Origin of the sequence: Limnoraphis robusta BA-68 BA1, from assembly GCF_034932365.1 — a bacterium.
Lineage (GTDB): Bacteria > Cyanobacteriota > Cyanobacteriia > Cyanobacteriales > Microcoleaceae > Capilliphycus > Capilliphycus robustus.
Map to the genome: position 1 here is coordinate 1 of NZ_JAYGHR010000061.1, position 18649 is coordinate 18649.

The 18649-nt window shown below is 40.1% G+C and carries 10 protein-coding genes; 4 read left to right on the top strand and 6 right to left on the bottom strand.

Annotated elements, in window-relative coordinates:
• Nucleotides 1-262: 262 nt before the first annotated feature.
• The gene (locus VB836_RS13460) at nt 263-1027 is read right to left on the bottom strand and encodes a hypothetical protein (protein WP_323219777.1); all 765 of its coding nucleotides are present in this window, start codon (nt 1025-1027) and stop codon (nt 263-265) included.
• A 623-nt stretch (nt 1028-1650) separates the two neighbouring features.
• Entirely contained in the window at nt 1651-2277 is a 627-nt protein-coding gene (locus VB836_RS13465) for a Uma2 family endonuclease (protein ID WP_323219778.1), read from the bottom strand.
• 177 nt (nt 2278-2454) lie between these two features.
• On the opposite strand from VB836_RS13465, the gene VB836_RS13470 reads away from it, so the two are divergent.
• On the top strand, nt 2455-4143 hold the full coding sequence (locus VB836_RS13470; RefSeq protein WP_323219779.1) for an FkbM family methyltransferase: 1689 nt from the start codon (nt 2455-2457) through the stop codon (nt 4141-4143).
• A gap of 43 nt (nt 4144-4186) precedes the next feature.
• Here VB836_RS13470 and VB836_RS13475 read toward each other — a convergent pair whose 3' ends face one another.
• Nucleotides 4187-4789 (bottom strand): tetratricopeptide repeat protein, encoded by a 603-nt coding sequence (locus tag VB836_RS13475; protein WP_046276863.1) that lies wholly within the window; start codon nt 4787-4789, stop codon nt 4187-4189.
• On the opposite strand from VB836_RS13475, the gene VB836_RS13480 reads away from it, so the two are divergent.
• Both VB836_RS13480 and VB836_RS13485 read left to right on the top strand, forming a co-directional pair.
• Nucleotides 4790-5911, top strand: a complete 1122-nt coding sequence (locus VB836_RS13480) for a glycosyltransferase family protein (RefSeq protein WP_323219781.1) — start codon at nt 4790-4792, stop codon at nt 5909-5911.
• Nucleotides 5912-6024: 113 nt separating this feature from the next.
• Nucleotides 6025-7368, top strand: coding sequence for a sulfotransferase (locus tag VB836_RS13485; RefSeq protein ID WP_053221496.1), 1344 nt, complete (start codon nt 6025-6027; stop codon nt 7366-7368).
• Nucleotides 7369-7376: 8 nt separating this feature from the next.
• Here VB836_RS13485 and VB836_RS13490 read toward each other — a convergent pair whose 3' ends face one another.
• The 3 genes from VB836_RS13490 to VB836_RS13500 form a co-directional block, all read right to left on the bottom strand.
• Complete coding sequence (locus VB836_RS13490) at nt 7377-9350, bottom strand: glycosyltransferase family 2 protein (RefSeq protein WP_323219783.1); 1974 nt, start codon at nt 9348-9350, stop codon at nt 7377-7379.
• 115 nt (nt 9351-9465) lie between these two features.
• Nucleotides 9466-12072 (bottom strand): tetratricopeptide repeat protein, encoded by a 2607-nt coding sequence (locus VB836_RS13495; protein ID WP_323219784.1) that lies wholly within the window; start codon nt 12070-12072, stop codon nt 9466-9468.
• Between the two features lie 88 nt (nt 12073-12160).
• The gene (locus VB836_RS13500) at nt 12161-14929 is read right to left on the bottom strand and encodes a tetratricopeptide repeat protein (RefSeq protein ID WP_323219785.1); all 2769 of its coding nucleotides are present in this window, start codon (nt 14927-14929) and stop codon (nt 12161-12163) included.
• A 349-nt stretch (nt 14930-15278) separates the two neighbouring features.
• On the opposite strand from VB836_RS13500, the gene VB836_RS13505 reads away from it, so the two are divergent.
• Nucleotides 15279-18647 carry an EAL domain-containing protein gene (locus tag VB836_RS13505; RefSeq protein ID WP_323219787.1) on the top strand — a complete coding sequence of 1123 codons (3369 nt, stop codon included), beginning with the start codon at nt 15279-15281 and terminating at the stop codon, nt 18645-18647.
• Nucleotides 18648-18649 lie beyond the last annotated feature (2 nt).

Genomic DNA, 18649 nt, shown 5'->3' on the forward strand with positions numbered 1-18649 from the left:
AGGAAACGCTTGGGGAGATTCCACCTCTGTTAATCAGGAGACATCCGACTTAATAAGTGGTGTTGATGAACCAAGAATTAGCAATAGCTAAGAATCCCCTTTCTTTAGAAATGGGGAGTATGTCAAAGATAGAATGTTGGGTTGCGATCCTTAACCCAACCTACAGACTCCGAATGAGTTAAGAAACCAAACAAAAGCGACTTAGAGATTCGGTTTCCCTGAATAAAGCATTCGGTTATTCGTACTTGACAAATATTAGTTTTTATGTTAAATAATCCCCCGTTTTCAACTCATACAACAAAGGAACATCCCGCCTCACCCGGTCCAACTCAAAACCACCGATATCAGTTCCGCTCAACTTAGAGTCAAAAAACTCCATTAATTGCTCATAATTCCTGACCTGGACTTGAGGCTTATATTTATACCTTTTAAACTGCCAATTCCATTCCTCGTTAAGCTGATCCGCGTAATCTTCAGCCTCCGGTTCAAATTGAGAACCAATAATATAAAGCATCGGATATTTACCCTGTTTAGTCCGTTGCTTATACCCTTCTATATAATGCCGTGATAAAGTATTATTAACCTGAGCAACAGTTATCGTGGTTTTTTTCAACTCCATCAAAATATGTTGAGGGCTTTGGGTTTTTAAAACCAAGTCGATAAAACCCTGCTTTCCCTGAAAATCAACCTCCAATTCTATATATAAACGCCAAGGCAGATACTGACAAGCCTTAGTCAAATAATAAACCAACTGTTGCTGATAATCCTTCTCAAAGCGAGGTCTTCTATCTAAAACCCGGCGACTCGTTTCATCAAAAAGGACACCCCCACTTTTCGACTTGCCTTCTGGCGTACTCGTCTTGTTCCTTGCGTCTTTTAACCCAGGCTTGATAGCTGCTGTAGGTTTCCCTGAACCACTGGTCTGTTTGTCTTTCTCTGTAGTAATAAGATTTTGAGTATTTTGGGTCTTCTGGGTAGTCATCGTACTCAAAAAATCCGGCCCCAAGTCTAGCTCTAATTGTCTCATAATTTTCGTAACAATTTTTTAGCTGAATAAACTTGTCATGGCTCCCCGACTGCTTATCAGGATGCAGTTTAATCGCCATCTGTTTATATAACTTTCTAGCCTCAACTTGATTATCTGCCGCCAAGACCCAACTCCCAACTTCCAAACCCGCAAAAATCGTCCCTTTTTTCCGGTGGAAAACACAACGACCCCTACTCATTCGTAAAAACAGAACATTCTCCCAAACCTCAATCACAGCTAAATTCGGGTATTTTTCTTGAAGTACAGCTAATGCAGAGGAATAGTTCATATGCAGCTAGAATTGCGGCTAAACAGATTATAGACAACAACAAATCTCTGATCAAGTCAGCGACTCTCCCCTCTCCTACAAGCCAACTCCCCTCGCCTTGTAGGAGAGGGGTTGGGGGAGAGGTTAACCCAGAAATTGAATGTTGGGTTGCGTTCCTTAACCCAACCTACAGACTCCGATTCAGAAACCAAACAAAAGCGACTTAGAGATTCGGTTTGCCGATGTAAGGCATTCGGTTATCCGTACTTGACAAATAATATTATTTTTAATTCTTATTACTCGCTCAAATAAAACGATTCTCGCTCCCAGACGCTATGCGATCGCATTTTCGGAATTACTGCCCCACTGCAAATATCTGTTCTGCCGTCAAGTTTAACTCGGGGAAAGTTGGCGATCGCAGAATATCTTGACCCCTAAATAAATTGACCATATATTCTCCCTCCACTAAATGATAAACCAAAATTGTCGGTTGCTTCGGATCTCCAATATAACGGCGACCTCCCAAACCCAAATAATCAACAATCCAATATTCAGCGATTCCCAATTTCTCATATTCTCCGAGCTTCATTAAATAATCATCCCGCCAATTCGTACTGACCACTTCTATGGCTAATTTAATACTCGTACCTTGAGTAATCGTCGATCGCTTTTTCCATAAAGACTCGTTTTCTAGTGCATTATAATCCAAGACCATCACATCAGGAATATAAGCCGATTTGTCGGAATCAATCGCTTTAATCAGCCCTTGCCTGGGAATAAAAAAGGGCAAATTCAGACGCTCAATGTAAACTGATAGTTTTGATGCAAGAAAACCAGCAACTTGTTCGTGAGTTCCCGTCGGTTGCATTTGAACGATCTCCCCATCATGCAATTCAAATCGACCCTCATAACCATCAGGATACCAGTCCAGAAACTCCTCTAAAGTCAATGAAATTTTCTGTTCTTCTATCTGGGTAAACATATCTCACCTCGGATTTCATTGATCATAACGGCTTGAGAGAGACTGGGAGAGAGGTCAGGTTAATCACTCCCTTCTCCTCGTAGGAGAGGGGCAGGGGGAGAGGTTAATATTAAAAAACTGACCCCAATACAACTAAGATAAAATACTAGGCTCAAGACTTCCACTCCTGTTAACCCCATGAAACTCGACCTCCACACCCTCACTCAGCAACACAACCTCACCCCACGCGGTATCATTCATATCGGTGCCTATGAAGGAAAAGACCTCAAACGCTACCCCACCCCAGACACCGCCAAAATACTGCTGATAGAAGCCAACCCCACAGCCGTTGAACACCTGCAAGCCAACTTCGCCGATAAACCTAATGTTATTGTTGCTCACAGTGCGATCGCCAATCACAACACTCCCGTTACCCTCAACCTCACCTCTATCGAGTCTAATAGTTCTATCCTCCCCCTAACCGGATACCGGGAAATTTACCCCAACCTGAAAGTTACCCAAGAAATTACCGTAGAGTCCCGCAGCCTCGATACCCTCCTCAACGAACTAAACCTACGTCCGACTGACTTCAACTTCCTATATCTCGACATCCAAGGCGCTGAACTCCTCGCCCTCCAGGGTGCCACTCAACTGTTAGAATACATCGAAGCGATTTACACGACTGTTAGCTACGAGGATTTATTCGAGGGAGCCGCCCTCATTGACCAAGTTGACGCTTTCCTGGCTGAACATCACTTTGTTCGTATCGCCGAAGCTAACCCCTATCATCCGGCTTGGGGTGAGGCTTTCTATATCCGCGAATATCTAACCCCAAGTAGCGACGAACCTCAGCTTAATTCTGATGAAGCTACTCCCCCAGTAGTTGAGAAGACAGTAACTATAGCCCAACTCCAGCAAACTCAACAGGAATTAGAAGATTTACAGTCTCGCTACGAACAAATACAAAAAGAGTTAGAAAGCTCTCAATTTCAACAACTACAAACTCAAACGGAGTTAGAAGAATCTCAATCTCAATCTCAACAACTGCACACTCAATTAGAAGAATCTCAATCTCAATCTCAACAACTTCACACTCAATTAGAAGAATCTCAATCTCAATCTCAACAACTTCACACTCAATTAGAAGAATCTCAATCTCAATCTCAACAACTTCACACTCAATTAGAAGAATCTCAATCTCAAGTTAAACAACTGCAAACTCAATTAGAAGAATCTCAATCTCAAGTTAAACAACTTCACACTCAATTAGAAGAATCTCAATCTCAAGTTAAACAACTGCAAACAAAACTGGAAAAATCTCAAGTTGAATCTCAACAATTGCAAACGAAACTGGAAAAATCTCAAACTCATTCCCAACAACTGCAAACTCAATTAGAAGAATCTCAAACTCATTCCCAACAACTGCAAACTCAATTAGAAGAATCTCAAACTCAATCTCAACAACTGCAAACGGAACTAGAAGAATCCCAAGTTCAATCTCAACAACTGCAAACGGAACTAGAAGAATCTCAAGTTCAATCTCAACAACTGCAAACTCAATTAGAAGAATCTCAAACTCAACTCAAACAACTTGAAGAACAGTTGAAAAAAACTCAGTCTCAGCAACAAGAAACTCAGAAAGAACTCGAACAATCTCGATCTGAACTTCATCAAACTCGTGAAGAGTTAGAACTGACTCAGTTTCAAATTGATGAAATTCAAGTCGAATTAGAACAGTCTCAATCTCAACTTCATCAGACCAAACAAGAGTTAGAAAAAACTACATCAAAACTTCAACAAGCTCAAGTTGAACTGCAAAATCAGCCGAAAACTAATTATGCTGAACACGTCAAAGCTTTGGCGAAAATTTTAGCAGAAACCCTATAAAGATAAAGCTGTTTTAAATAGCATTCAGACAAAGGATATTCTTCTAGAAAACCTTATTGATTTGTTGCTGTCTATCTTCTGGGAACTGAGTTTCTTCTAGTAAAGCTTCTCCCAGATTGCGATAGAATTCTAGATGAACAGCATCACCCTGAAGTTCAATGTACCGTTGAAAACAGGTGACTGCTTCTGTCCATTGTCCAACTGCTTGTAAAAGTTGCCCCAGAACATGATAAAATTCAGCTTGATCGGGGTGTTTTTGAATGCGATCGCGATATTCAATGATTTTGGCTTGTTGCTGTTCTTGTGATAATTTATTCTGGTCAGCAAAGAAAGCCTTAGAGGAGAATTCGGGATTGATTTCAGTGGCTTTTTGATAAACGGCGATCGCTTCTGTCCATAAACCTTGTTGAGTTAAAACGACTGCTAAGTTATGATAAGTCCAGGCGGATTGAGGGTTTAACTGAGTCGCCTGACGATAAGCAACTATCGCTTCCTCAAACCGTCCTTGTTGAGTGAGTGCTTCTGCGAGATTATGATAAGCCCAAGAAAAGCAAGGATTTTCTTCAATGGCTGTGCGGTAAGCAACAACTGCTTCGTCTAGTTTTCCAGCTCTTAAAAGTTCATTGGCAATTTGAAAACTACTCATTTGAATTTAATTCACTCATTCATGGATGATGAACTCGCCCCAATTCAACGAATTAAAACTCAATTAAATGTCTCTCTGGTTAGACTCAAATCAATCCTAGCAGAACCCCAAATAGATTCTCGTCAGTTTAGAGAGATTGAGAATAAAATCGATGATAAATTGACTAAATCGATCTTATTTTACCGCAGTTTTACGGGTTTGAGTGGCGGACATTTAAAAGTTTGGGATTATTTTAATCATGTTTTTTACACGTCTAAGTTTATTCCTTATATTTATTTCTATTCTCAGCAAACCTGCTGGGATGAAAGCAACCCTTGGTTAACAACCGATCCGAGATTAATTTTATCTCAGCCCCTTGAAAATCCCGGTTTGATCTTCATTGATGGCTTAGACTGGCTTCAGTTTGAACAAAAGTTTATAGAATCTTCGCCCGTGCCAATTCTTAATTTAATCCAAGGAATTCGTCATACTTATCCCGAAGATCCTCGCTATGCTTTTCTGAACAAAAAAGCTATCCGAATTTGTGTGAGTCAGGAAATTAAAGAAAGCTTATTAAAATGTAGTCAAGTCAATGGGCCGTTATTTGTGATTCCGAATGGCTTAAATTTGCGGAGTTTACCTCAACCTTTACCAACCTCTGAAAAAACAGAGGAAATTTTGATTTCAGCGTTCAAAGAACCCGGATTGGGACTTCAGTTAAAACAACAACTCCAAGCCCAAGGAAAAAAAGTCAAATTGTTGATGACTCAACAAACAAGATCGGACTATCTTTGCCAACTGAACCCAGCTAAAATTGCAATCTTTTTACCCAATTATAGCGAGGGTGAAGGATTTTATCTCCCGGCTTTGGAAGGGATGGCACTCGGATCAATCGTGATTTGTCCAGATTGTATTGGCAATCGATCTTTTTGTTTACCGAGTTATAATTGCTTCCGTCCTGATTATAATATAAGAAGTATTCTAAATGCTGTTGAGGCAGCCTCACAGTTATCTATTCCTCAAATTCATCGCATGGTCACAAACGCCCAACAAACAGCCAATCAGCACAGTCTAGCGAGAGAACGACAAGCCTTTTTAGAGATTCTAGAGAATATTGAAGACCTCTGGCATTCATCTTCATAAAAAGAATGGAGACTCCAACTCGACGCTGAGAAAGTTTTGAGCAATGTTTTCACTTTTTTTCCAATTACTGGCATGATTAGAGTTTAGGAAACTTGTATTGAGAGAATCAACCCATGAACCAATCGAAAACCACAGCCAAATCATCAGTTCTAGTCATTGCAGGAATGCACCGTTCCGGAAGTTCATTGATAACATCCTTGCTACAAAGTTCAGGATTGCACATTGGACGGAAATTATTGGGTTCGGATAGAGGAAATGAAAAAGGTCATTTTGAAAATGTAGACTTTCTCAAACTTCACGAAGCAATTTTGCGATCGCAGGGAATTTCCCATGAAGGATGGACGTTACAAGAAAACATCAGCGTTGAGGAACAGTATGTCGCCCAAGCTAAAGAGATTGTCGCCAAAAATGCGGTGAGTTCAATTTGGGGATGGAAAGAACCCCGAACTACACTGTTCTTAGACTTTTGGGCGAATTTGCTACCAGAAGCCAACTTTTTGTTAATCTATCGTAACCCTTGGGATGTTGTGGATTCTCTCTATCGTAGAAGCGATCAGACGTTTGAACAAGAACCGGAACTGGCTGTCAAATTCTGGCTACATTACAACCAAAAAATTATTAATTTTTACAACTATTTTTCCCGTCGTTGTCTGCTAGCCAATATCCAGGGGATTATTCAAGAACCTGGGCAATATGTTGATGTGATCAATGAAAAATTTGAAACTAAACTGTTAAAACCCTCCTCAAATCTCTACGATGCAACCTTGTTCAAAACCCAAGATTTGCAAGGAAATCGACCAAGTTTGATTGAGCATTATTTTCCAGAAGCGATTGAAATGTATCAGGAACTCGAAGCCCGAGCTTGGCAACCGAATGAATCAATAGATCTCTCCTGGCGGAATCAAATTAAGTCTTCTCCTTATCGAGTTTGTGCATTTCTAGACTGGAAAAATCTCAAACAGGCTGAATCCAAAAATAAGGTCGTGACTGAGGAGTTAAAGGAAGTTAAACTGCAACTCGCTCAAACTCAAGACGAATTACAAAAAACTCGATTAGAACTAGAGCAAAGATATTCTCAACTTCACCAAGTTCAAGAAGAATTGGAACAGTTTCAATTGCAATTTAGACAGGTTCAAGGAGAGGTTGAAAAAGCTCGTTTCCAACAAACGATTGCCTATAAAGGTGATGATCAACATGAGTTGTTAGTGTGGAGTGCATGGCAAGCTTATCGGAATAAAGACAAAGTTGGAATGGCTAAATATCTTCAGCAATCTTTGAAAAATAAGCCGTTTTCACCGACTGAAACTGTTCTAAAATGGATTGAGAGTTTTACCCGATTCTCAGCAGAACAGGGCGAACAGCTTGATACTCAGACCCTTGTTAACTCAGAAGAATGGCAACAATTAATGCGCCGTTCTATGGTGAGGAATTTAGCGTTTTCTCAAAATGGCAAGTAATTGAAAGCTTAGTCCGGATTCATCAATTTAATTCGGACTATTCCAAAAGAAACATATTGTCCATTTGGCAGAAACGCTTGCAGTAAAAGTAGCTCCTCACCCTGAATTTGATTGATTTCTATTGTTGTACAAAAACCACAACTTTCTGCTGATTTTATATCAGGATATCGTTTCAAAATATCGGGACGAAACCCATTGCAGGGAAATGTTTTCAGCACTTTATCTCTACTATTAATCAGTTGCATCGCAACAATCGGTGAGTCTTTAGCGATCGCCCAACCGATAAACTGAAGCGCAGTTATTTTGGCTAAAATTCCCGGTTGGGGAACTTCCAAAGCAAAATCAACAATAGCATTAGAGGATGCTTTGAAACTAGAAATTTCTTGAATTTCAATGTTAGCAAACTGTTTAATGCTATAATCAAACTGGGAAAGGGTTAAATTCGGATTGTAGCAAGGATCATTGTCTATAAACTTTCTCCATCGCTGTCTGATCAATTTAACTTCTTCCATATAGCGATACAGCTTTTCGGGAGTATCTTCATCACCTCTACTTTTTGACTCATCGTGATACAAAAGAACATGAGATAAATAGAGATTACGGTAGCCCTGCTGTACCAATTTTAGACAGAAATCAACATCGTTATAAGCGATAGCCAACTGTTCATCAAAGCCACCGACTCTTTCAAATACTTCTCGCCGACACATCAAACAAGCTGCGGTTACTGCTAAATAATTATTCATAGAAGCAATTTGACCATAATATCCTGGTTGGCTTGCTTGACAATTTTGGTGGCTATGGGCTGCTACATCTCTCATTCCCATCACGACACCTGCGTGTTGAATAGTATCATCTGGATAGAGTAATAAAGCTCCTACAGCCCCAATAGAAGGTCTTTGTGCTTGTTCAACCATCGCTTCTATCCAGTCCGATGTAATTACCTCGGTGTCATTATTCAAAAACAGTAAATAATCCCCTTTGGCTTGACTAACCGCGTAGTTATTCAGCTTAGAATAGTTAAAGGGAATATCTAATCGATAACAATTAAATCGAGAGGATTCTTTCTCACTCCACTTTGCTATGACTTGATGAGTGTAATCTTCAACACTACCATTATCGATAACAATGACTTCATAGTTTGGATAGGTACTCTTAGTAAAAATTGATTCTAAACATCTATCCAGAATTTCACCTAAATCTCTAGTCGGGATAATAATACTAACTTGTTTATATTCTTTAATTTCGTAGCGAACTCTATAATGTCCGGGAAACCCTTTAACTTGTTGAACAACTCCCTTTTCACCCCGTCTATTAATAGCATCCTGTAATGCTTTTACAGCAGCTTGATAAGCGTAGGGTTTGGCTTCTGTACCTGAAGCAGCAGACTCAGAATGGATTCTCCAATGATAGAGAACTTTAGGAATATGAAAAATATGATCTGTTTTTTCTGTAATTCTTAGAACTAAATCGTAATCTTGACTTCCCTCATAACCGATTCTAAAGTTACCGACTTGGTTGACGAATTCTCGCCGATAAACACCCAAATGACAGGTATACATCCGCGATAAAAATGAATCGGGACACCAATCTGGCTTGAAAAATGGGCTGGCTAATTCACCTTCTTCATTTAATTTATCCTCATCGGAATAAATCATGTCCGCTTCGGGATGCTGATTTAATAAATGTACAATTTCGTACAACGCATCCGGTGTTAATACATCATCATGATCGAGTAACGCAATAAATTCTCCTGTTGCTAGTTCTAACGCCGAATTAGAAGAAGCAGAAATATGACCGTTTTGGGTTCTAAAAACAACTTTAATCCGGCTATCTTTAGCTTGATATTCTTCTAATATTGCCTGAATAGATGAACGGGTTGAGGCATCATCAGCGATACAAAGTTCCCAGTAGGGATAAACTTGATCGATAACAGATTGAATGGCTTCTCGCAGAAACTGTTCAGGTGTATTATACACAGGCATAATCACAGTAATTAGAGGCTTATACCTGAAACTTTCTACCGCCTCAGAGATCTGTTTTAGATCGTCTGCTGTGGGAGTATTGTATTTAAGCCATTCTTGATATAAATCAGAGGTTTCAAGCGGTGGTAACTGCGGTTTTAAGAGGATTTTTTTTTTCTAAAACCTTACCTAACTGATAGGTAATATTGGCATCCTCCGGTTCTAACTGTTGTGCCATCTGATAGAATACGATCGCCCCGTCTAACTGATTAAATCGGACTAAGGTATCGGCCAACTGACTGTATAATTGAGCATCATCGGGTTTGATTTCTAAGGCCTTGTGATAGATGGCAACGTGATCGGGATTTTGTTGGATAACTTGGCGATAATACCCTAACGCTTCGTTTAAGTCTATCATCGCCCGTTCCCGCAACGCATCGGCTAATTTTTCCTCAATTGCAGGTAAGTCTGACTGCAATTTTTGGGCTTTTCGATAGGCGACAACGGCTTCTTCCCAGTTTTCTAACTTGGCTAAAACTTCCCCTAAATTGTAGTGTGACCAAGGAAATTCGGGGTTTAATTCTATGGCTTTGCGATAGGGAATAACCGCTTCTTCCCAACGTTCTAACTTAACAAGTGCATCGGCTAAACTGTTATGAGACCAAGAAAACTCAGGGTTTAATTCTATTGATTTTAGGTAAGATTCTATAGCGTCTTCCCAGCGTTCTAACTTAAACAAAGCCTCGGCTAATCCGTTATGCACCCACCACACATCAGATTTTAATTCAATCGCCCGATGATAAGCAGAAATTGCTGGTTCAAACTGTTCTTTATCGCGTAATAAATTAGCGAGTTTTTGATAGGCTTCTGCGTAGTTATAATCTAACTCAGTGGCTTTTTGATAACAGTTAATCGCTTCTTCTGTTTCTCCCGCTTGTACGAGGGCATCGGCTAAACTCTTATAGGCTTCTGCATCAGCATTCCCATCTAACTGCATCGCTTGACGCAACACAGAAGCTGCTTGTTGCCATTGTTCTTGTTTGGCTAATACTTTTCCTAAACTGTAGTAAGACGGGGCAGTATTGGGATTGAGTTGAATGGCTTTTCGATAGGCTGCGGTTGCTTCTTTTAACTGCCATTGTTGTTTGAAAATCTCCCCAACTTGATGATACGCTAAAGCATTATTCGGGTTTAACTCTAATAGCTTTTTATAGATTTCTAAGGCTTCTTGAGTTTGTTCTTGCTGGGCTAACAGTTGACCTAAACTCTGATAAAATTCGGGTTGTTTGGGTGCAAGTTCTGTCGCTTTCCGGTAAGATTGCAAAGCGTTCACCGCATCTCCCTGTAAGCGTTGAATTTCGCCTATTCCGTGATAAGCGACGGCTAACTGAGAGTTTAAGCGCAAAGCATGGCGATAACAAGTCATTGCGGCTTGCAGTTGCCCTTGTTTGAGGCGAGTATTTCCCAGTTTGAGGTGATCTTCTGCGGTGGCTTTTTCGGGTTCTAACTCGTAGGCTTTTTCTAAACAGTGAGAGGCTTTTTGATGATCTCCCATTTCAGTAAATATTTTCGCAACATTGCGATAAGCCCCGGCAAAGTCAGGTTTTTGAGTGATTGCTTGTTGATAATAATAAACGGCTTTTTCTAACCGTTCCTGCTGGGCGTATAAACTGCCTAAATTCGCATGAACTTCAGGATAATGCGGCTGAATGGCTAAGGCTTTTTCATAGGAACGAATTGAGGCAGAAATTTCCCCTAACATTTGTAGGGCATTGCCTTGTATTTTATAAGCAACGGCTAAATCTGGTTTAATTTTTAACGCCGTTTGACAAGTGTTAATTGCCGCTTCCCATTGTTGAATGGCACAAAATGCTGTTGCTTTTGTGATTAATTCTTCGGGTTTAGGCGGTTGGGGTTGCGGTTTAGCAGAAGCTGCCGTGCCATTTTCAGTTGAAGCTGAACTGACTGCTGCGGCTAAGGTATCTTGAGGAGAGATATCTTGGGGTTTTTGGGCGGCGGCTAATGTATCTGCGGATGTATTGAAAACGGTTATATTTTGTTGTATGTTTTGTTGAGCATTCAGTTCAATTGCCTTGCGATAATAGGGGGCTGCCTCTTTCATTTTCCCCTGTTGTTTCAACGCATCTGCTAAACTTTGATAAGCTGATGATAAATTGGGATCGCTAGAAATTGCATGGCGATAACAAGCGATCGATTCTTCGACTTCACCCTGTTGTAATAACGCCTTTCCTAACTGTAAATGTTCGGCTGCCGTTACCTGTTGCGGTTCGAGGGTATAAGCCTGATACCAACATTGATTAACTTTTTGGGGTTGATTGAGTTGTGTCCAAACTCGTGCTAAATTCCGATAAGCTCCCGCAAAATCCGGCTTGATCGCGATCGCTTTTTGATAACATTCAAGTGACTGTTGCCATTGTTTCGCTTTGGCGTGAATACTGCCGAGATTTGCATGAACTTCCGCCCAGTCGGGTTGCAACTGTAACGCCTGAGTATAATAACGTTGCGCTTCTTCTGGCTGTCCTTGACGCAACAATACATCCCCGATTAATTTATACCCAGGGGCGTGTTTCGGCTGAATTTTTAACAGTTGCTCACTTGCTTTGCGGGCATCCTCAAACTGCCCTTGGTTCAAATAGGCTTCAGCTTGTTGCTGAAGGAAAAAAACGCTTTTACGCAGGATCTCTTCGGCTCGCATCGGTTGATTGGGTTTAGACACATTCATATAATTCCCTATTTTTTATTGTAGTATTTCCGGTGTCACAAAAAAAATATTTTTTTCGCAAGCGGTAGACTTCCCCTCGTCCCGAGATTCATCTCTCATTTAGCCCCGCTTGCTGAATTAACCGCTTGAGCGTGCTAATATTCACCCAAATATCTTCTATGAGTGGGTTGGGATACATCAGACTCCGAATCGGATAGCAAACGAATCCTTCTCCCGTCAGCGAGTAATGATCTAACCCCATATATTGACTGATTACTCGGTAATAATATCGCTCATAATGGGGGGATAAAAATTCTATCACTTTAACTTTTTTACTACAAAAAACAATATTTGTCAAACCACTTCCATGAGCCGCTACAATTACTTTCGCCTGGGCAAATAAACGCACTTGCTCAGAAAATGACAAAGATTCCAGGAAAACCTCTACAAAGCCCAAAGGATGCAACACCTGCATTACTTCCGCTTCATTCATCACCTGTCGATGTCTAGCATTCGCCCGACTGATATAAATTCGTTCAGGATAATTCCCCTTTTTTTCAACCGCTAACGGCAGAAATGTTTCTCGCAAAAAGTCAATCGCCCAAGGCTGCAACCATCCTAAATATCCCGCAAAGGAAGGCACGATTAACTGTTCCGCTTGCACATGACAATAGCGATCACTTTCTAATATTTTTTCCGTCGGTATTCCCAATAAATTCAACGTCTCTTGCTGAAAGGGTAGCTGATAACTATTCACCAAAAACCAGTCAATTTCCTCTAATTTTATCAGACTTTGACGCAACAATTCAATCCGGGGTAAAACATCTACCATCCAATGAAAATAAATATGCCCTGATAAGCCAGATAATACGGCTACTGATCCTTTAACTGATTTTACTGGGGGTAATTGTTCCTGTTGAAAAATTTGATGATGGTGAGGATTATCACCTTGACACCCCGGAAGTTCGCCGGGATATTCCCGAGAAACATCAGCTAATAATTGGTGATCAGGTGTTAGAATTGCGATCGCTTTACAAACCATCCAATAATTTTCTTTAGGAACAATCCAAGCCCGCCCATTTGGAATCATCGCCACAAAGGTTTCAAAGTGAGGAACCGGAACTTCTTTTTCAGGTGAATTTCTATAAATTCCATGCCCTAAATTTGTTAATTCCAACTGTTTACAAATCTGTTTTAAGCAGCGTTGACATTCCAAACCGCCACAGTCTTGAGAAGAAGTTGGGGAAGACTGTAAACAGGGCGGATTTATATTGGTGGTTTGTGAGAGAGATATGTCTGTGTAGAACCCGCCCCTACAAAACTCCTGACTGCTAACAGCTAACTGTTTTTGCCAATCTTTTGTAGACAGACAAACCTCTTTTGGGGGTTGTTGTTGAGGCGGAATTTTACTGTCTAAGTCAACCATTCCCGTGATCAGGTGAGAGTTGGAGATGCCATTTTTCAAGACTTTTGAATAATAATGAATCGCTGTTTCCCAACGTTGTTGTTTTTCGGCGATATAGCCTAAAAGCAGATCAACTTCGGGAATAAACTGTTGAGTTTTCTGACTGATCGCTTGGGATAAATGACAGATAGCGATCGCATGATTCCACTGTTGTTGTTGAATTAAACAGTCAGCTAACCGCCCGTAAATCTCTACTCGATGGGGCTGAATTTGCAAGGCATCTTGATAATGTCTCGCGGCTTGATCAAATTTACCATATCGTCTCAGAGCATTTCCTAAATGTACATGAAACTCTATTAAATGATCATAGAGGGGTAGATTTTTGGACGATTCTGTAGACGGATCACAGGCGCTAAAGTTCCCCAAATTAAAGTTAAATTGTTGTAAACTGCGAAGAAAACGAACACAAGCCTGTTTAGCAAGTTGCCATTCATCGATTTCTGTGTCGGAAAACGCCATAGCCTCCAGCCGATGACAATAAGCTTCAACAAATTTGGGTTCAAGCGCGATCGCTTTTTGATAACAAGCCATCGCCTGATCAAATTTACCTTGTCTTTGGAATAAATAACCACAGTCACTATAAGCCTGAATATTTTCAGGGCTGTGTTGGATGGCTTTTTGAAAATAATCAACCGCAATTTTATAATTATTGTGTTGTTGGTAAAGTTGGGCTAAATTAAGATAAGCAACGGTTAAATCTGGTTTGAGTTCTAGAGCGCGATGATAAGCTGAAATGGCTTTTCTTTTGTTTTCCTGTGCTAACCAAGCTTGCCCAATATTATTATAAAGGATTGCCCATTCAGGTTTTTGAGTTATTGCCTGTTGGAAGATTTCAACCGCCTCTGAGAATTGCTGATTTTCAATCAATAAACAACCCAATACATTGTAACCTTCTGTATAATTTTGATCGAGAGTAATAGCTTGTTTTATGAGTTTTATCGCATCCTCAAGCTGAGATTGGGCTTTGAAAACAAGGGCTAAACCCATGTAGGGTGGTGCATATTTAGGGTTTTGGGCGATCGCCTGTTGGTAGATAGAAATGGATTGAACAAAATTTCCTTGTTGATACAAAGCCTCGCCTAGATTATAATAGAGTTCTATCCAATTTGTTTGTAACTGAAGGGCCGTTTGATAGAGCAGAACTGCATCATCAATCCATCCAGCATTGCGGTATAATTGAGCTAGATGAGCATAGGCAACCGCATCATCGGGTTGCAGTTCAATCGCTTTTGTATAGGCTAAAGCTGCTTGTTTTAACTGTTCTTGAGCTTCTCGGATATTGCCTAAAATGCGATAGGCGATCGCACAGTTGGGATATTGACGGAGAACTTCTTGACAAATCTCCACAGAACTCTTAATTTGTCCCTGTTGTAAATGGGAAAGAGCGAGTTTAAGTTGTTGTTCAATCTTCATTTTTAAGGCTAGACGAATGCTCAACAGGTTATGGGACGCTCAAACATTAATACAAGCTTAGAAAAACATTTTATGTCTCAGACTAATTGTACCATTTTAGATGAATTCATCAATCTCTGATTTTCCTATCTGAAATTGTTAAGAATAATTAAAAAAACATTAATTTTTGTATAAATTACGTTTTATTTACCTAAAAATCATACACTATATATAGCCTAAAAAACTCAAGTTTAAAGAATAATCAAAGTAAAATTCAAAGGAATAATTTTCCTTAGGCAAATTAAACTCTGAAGAATGGCAATTCAAAGCTTTTCAATTTAGAATCGTGTTGAATCAAAATAGGTAAACGATGAGACACTGGAATTTTCTTCAAAAAATATTCAATCTCTATCGAAAAAATCATTTGATAGCTGCGAATAAAAAAGTCAGGAATGACAGCTTGTACCGCTTGTTTATGCTCTCACCTGACTTAGTAGCTCTAGGGGGGTTTGATGGTTATTTTAAGCAAGTTAACCCGGCCTTTGAAACCACATTAGGCTACACATCAACGCAATTATTAGCAAAACCCTGGATTGAATTTGTTCATCCTGAAGATCAAAACGCAACACTTCTAGCCTTTGAACAGCTTCTCAATCAAAAGTCTATCATTAAATTTGAAAATCGCTATAGCTGTCACGATAATTCTTACAAATGGTTATCTTGGACTGCTATACCCGACCCGGAAAATAATTTAACTTATTTAGTCGGTCGTGATATAACGGCTCAAAAACAAACCGAAGCTCAACTGCGATCGCGAATTTGTCAACAAGCAGCCGTTGCTCAACTCGGTCAACTCGCCTTAGAAAAAACAATGGGTGTGAATGAAACCTCTCTCATTAACCAATTATTTGAGCAATCAGTGATTATAATAGCCGATATTCTAGAAGTTAAGTATAGCAAAATTCTACAACTAATCCCTGAGCAAAACAACTTTTATATCAAAGCGAGCGTAGGTTGGGAAATAGATATAGTTGACAGCGCAAGGATTGATGTCCAATACAATACACAAGCGGGTTATACCTTACTTAAAAGTGAACCTGTAATTGTCGAAGACTTGCGAACTGAAACCCGTTTTGATGGGTCATCTTTGCTGCTTGAACATCAGATTATGAGTGGAATGAGCGTGGTTATTGGTTCGAGAGAAAAACCCTTCGGAGTCTTAGCCGTTCACAGTATCAAACAACGTCAATTTAGCACAGATGACATCAATTTCCTGCAAGCGATCGCCAATATTCTAGCAATGGCTGTAGAACGTCACCGATCAGAAGAACATTTGTACCTATTAGAACGAGCGATCAATTCTGCTAACAATGGCATTATTATCACCGATGCAAATCAATCCGACAACCCGATTATTTATGCCAATTCTGCCGTTGAGGAGAACACAGGTTATTCCGGCTCTGAAATCATCGGTCAAAACTGTCGTATCTTGCAAGGAAAAGATCGAAATCAACCCGAACTCAACATCATTCGAGACGCGATCGCCGCCCAAAAGGAATGTCATGTAACTGTACGAAACTATCGCAAAGATGGCACTTTATTTTGGAATGAACTGTTTATTTCACCTGTTTTAAACACCGAGGGAAAACTCACCAACTTCATCGGAATCCAAAAAGATATTACTGATCGCATTCGATCAGAAGCCGCTCTCCAAGAGTCTCAAGCCCGTCTAAAAACGATTATTTCGGCGACTTCCGATGCACTGGTTGTTGTCAATCAACAAGGGATGATTCGTTTTATCAATCCGGCGGCTGAAGTCTTATTTGGTCGCTCTGAGTCTGTGCTTGTTAGTTACTGGATCGGGAATTTTATCGTCCATGAAAACATGACTGAATTAACAATTTTACAGCCACAAGGGAAACAAGTTATTGCAGAAATGCGAGGGGTTGAGATTGACTGGGATGGAGAACAAGCCACTTTAGTTTCCCTGCGAGATATCAGCGAACGTTATAAAATTACCTATGAAATTCAACAAACTCGCAACTTTCTCCAAACCCTGATTGATCATCTTCCCGTTGCTATTTTTTCCCGAAAAATTAACTCAGAAACGGGAATAGAAGGCACGTTTAACCTGTGGAATTCCACCTGTCAAAAACTCTATGGACTCAGCCCCGAAGAAGTGATAGGAAAAACAGTTCATCAGGTCTTTTCTCCTGAACAAGCGAATCGAATTGTGCAAGCAGATCGAGAAGTATTAGCTTCAGGAAGTTTGCAAGAAATCCCCTCTGAACCCATTAATACTCCCCGTTGGGGAGAACGTGTACTGCATACTTTAGTTGTTCCTATCTATGGCAACATGAACGAACTAGAGTATTTTTTGTGTATTTCTGAAGATATTACCGAACGCAAGCAAACCGAAGAACAACTCCGACACAGTGCTTTTTACGACGCGCTGACCAACTTACCCAACCGAGCTTTATTTATGAAGCAGTTGGAACAAGCAATTTATCAAACCAGAAGCTTAAATCAGACTTTATTTGCGGTGGTCTTTTTAGATCTAGATGGCTTCAAGTTTGTGAATGAAAGTTTGGGACATATTATCGGTGATCAATTGTTAATTGCCATCGCTCGTCGTCTAGAAAGTTGTTTGCGTCCCGGCGATACTCTCGCTCGTTTAGGAGGCGATGAATTTACCTTTCTCCTACAAGATATTCAACACATTGATCAGGCTGTCGCCGTCATGCAGAAAGTTCAGCAGAAATTAGCCTTTCCATTTTATCTTAGTGGTCATCAACTGTTTAGTAATGCCAGTATGGGGATCGCCTTGATCAGTTCAGACTATACCTACCCTGAAGAACTGTTGCGAGATGCAGATATTGCCATGTATTCCGCCAAACAACGGGGAAAAAATTGTTATGCTCTTTTTAACTCAAAAATGCGCCAAAAAAGCCGGGAACGACTGCTACTAGAAACCGATCTCCGTTGGGCTTGGGAAAAGCGAGAGTTTTTAGTTTATTATCAACCGATCATCTGTTTACAAACGCATCAAATTGTCGGGTTTGAAGCCTTAATGCGTTGGCAACATCCGACGAAAGGTTGGATTTCACCGAGTCAATTTATTCCGATTGCTGAAGAAACAGGATTAATTATTGATTTGGGTTATTGGGTGCTACAAATCGCCTGTAGTCAACTGCACGCTTGGCATCAACTCCCTCAAATGCAGGAATTAAGCATGAGCGTTAATTTGTCGGGTCGCCAAATTCAAGAACATGATTTTGTTGAAAATATTCATAAAGTTATTACACAAACTCAGATTAATCCGCAAACGCTTAAGTTAGAAATTACCGAAAGTATGTTAATGGAAAATCCGGATATTGTCAAAGCTAAATTATACCAAATTCAAGCCCTAAATATCCGTTTAAGTCTCGATGATTTTGGCACGGGATATTCTTCCTTAAGCTATCTGCATAACTTCCCGATCAATACTCTAAAAATTGATCGCTCTTTTATTCTGCGAATGAATTTAGACCCTGAAAATGCTGCTATCGTCCAAGCCATTATTACCTTAGCGCACACTTTAGGAATGGATGTGATCGCCGAAGGTGTAGAAACAGCCGAACATTTAGAACCTCTTCAGGCTTTAGGATGTGAATATGGACAGGGTTATTTTTTTTCTAAACCTGTCAGTGCCGTAGAAGCCGAACAATTGCTACAATCACAACAGTTTGAGAGGCAATAATC

Excerpts from the sequence above, each read along its gene's own strand:
- VB836_RS13500 (WP_323219785.1), bottom strand. The coding sequence starts at position 14,929 with ATGAAGATTGAACAACAACTTAAACTCGCTCTTTCCCATTTACAACAG.
- VB836_RS13505 (WP_323219787.1), top strand. The coding sequence starts at position 15,279 with ATGAGACACTGGAATTTTCTTCAAAAAATATTCAATCTCTATCGAAAA.
- VB836_RS13475 (WP_046276863.1), bottom strand. The coding sequence starts at position 4,789 with ATGAGTAGTTTTCAAATTGCCAATGAACTTTTAAGAGCTGGAAAACTA.
- VB836_RS13485 (WP_053221496.1), top strand. The coding sequence starts at position 6,025 with ATGAACCAATCGAAAACCACAGCCAAATCATCAGTTCTAGTCATTGCA.
- VB836_RS13465 (WP_323219778.1), bottom strand. The coding sequence starts at position 2,277 with ATGTTTACCCAGATAGAAGAACAGAAAATTTCATTGACTTTAGAGGAG.
- VB836_RS13470 (WP_323219779.1), top strand. The coding sequence starts at position 2,455 with ATGAAACTCGACCTCCACACCCTCACTCAGCAACACAACCTCACCCCA.
- VB836_RS13495 (WP_323219784.1), bottom strand. The coding sequence starts at position 12,072 with ATGAATGTGTCTAAACCCAATCAACCGATGCGAGCCGAAGAGATCCTG.
- VB836_RS13460 (WP_323219777.1), bottom strand. The coding sequence starts at position 1,027 with ATGAGACAATTAGAGCTAGACTTGGGGCCGGATTTTTTGAGTACGATG.
- VB836_RS13490 (WP_323219783.1), bottom strand. The coding sequence starts at position 9,350 with ATGCCTGTGTATAATACACCTGAACAGTTTCTGCGAGAAGCCATTCAA.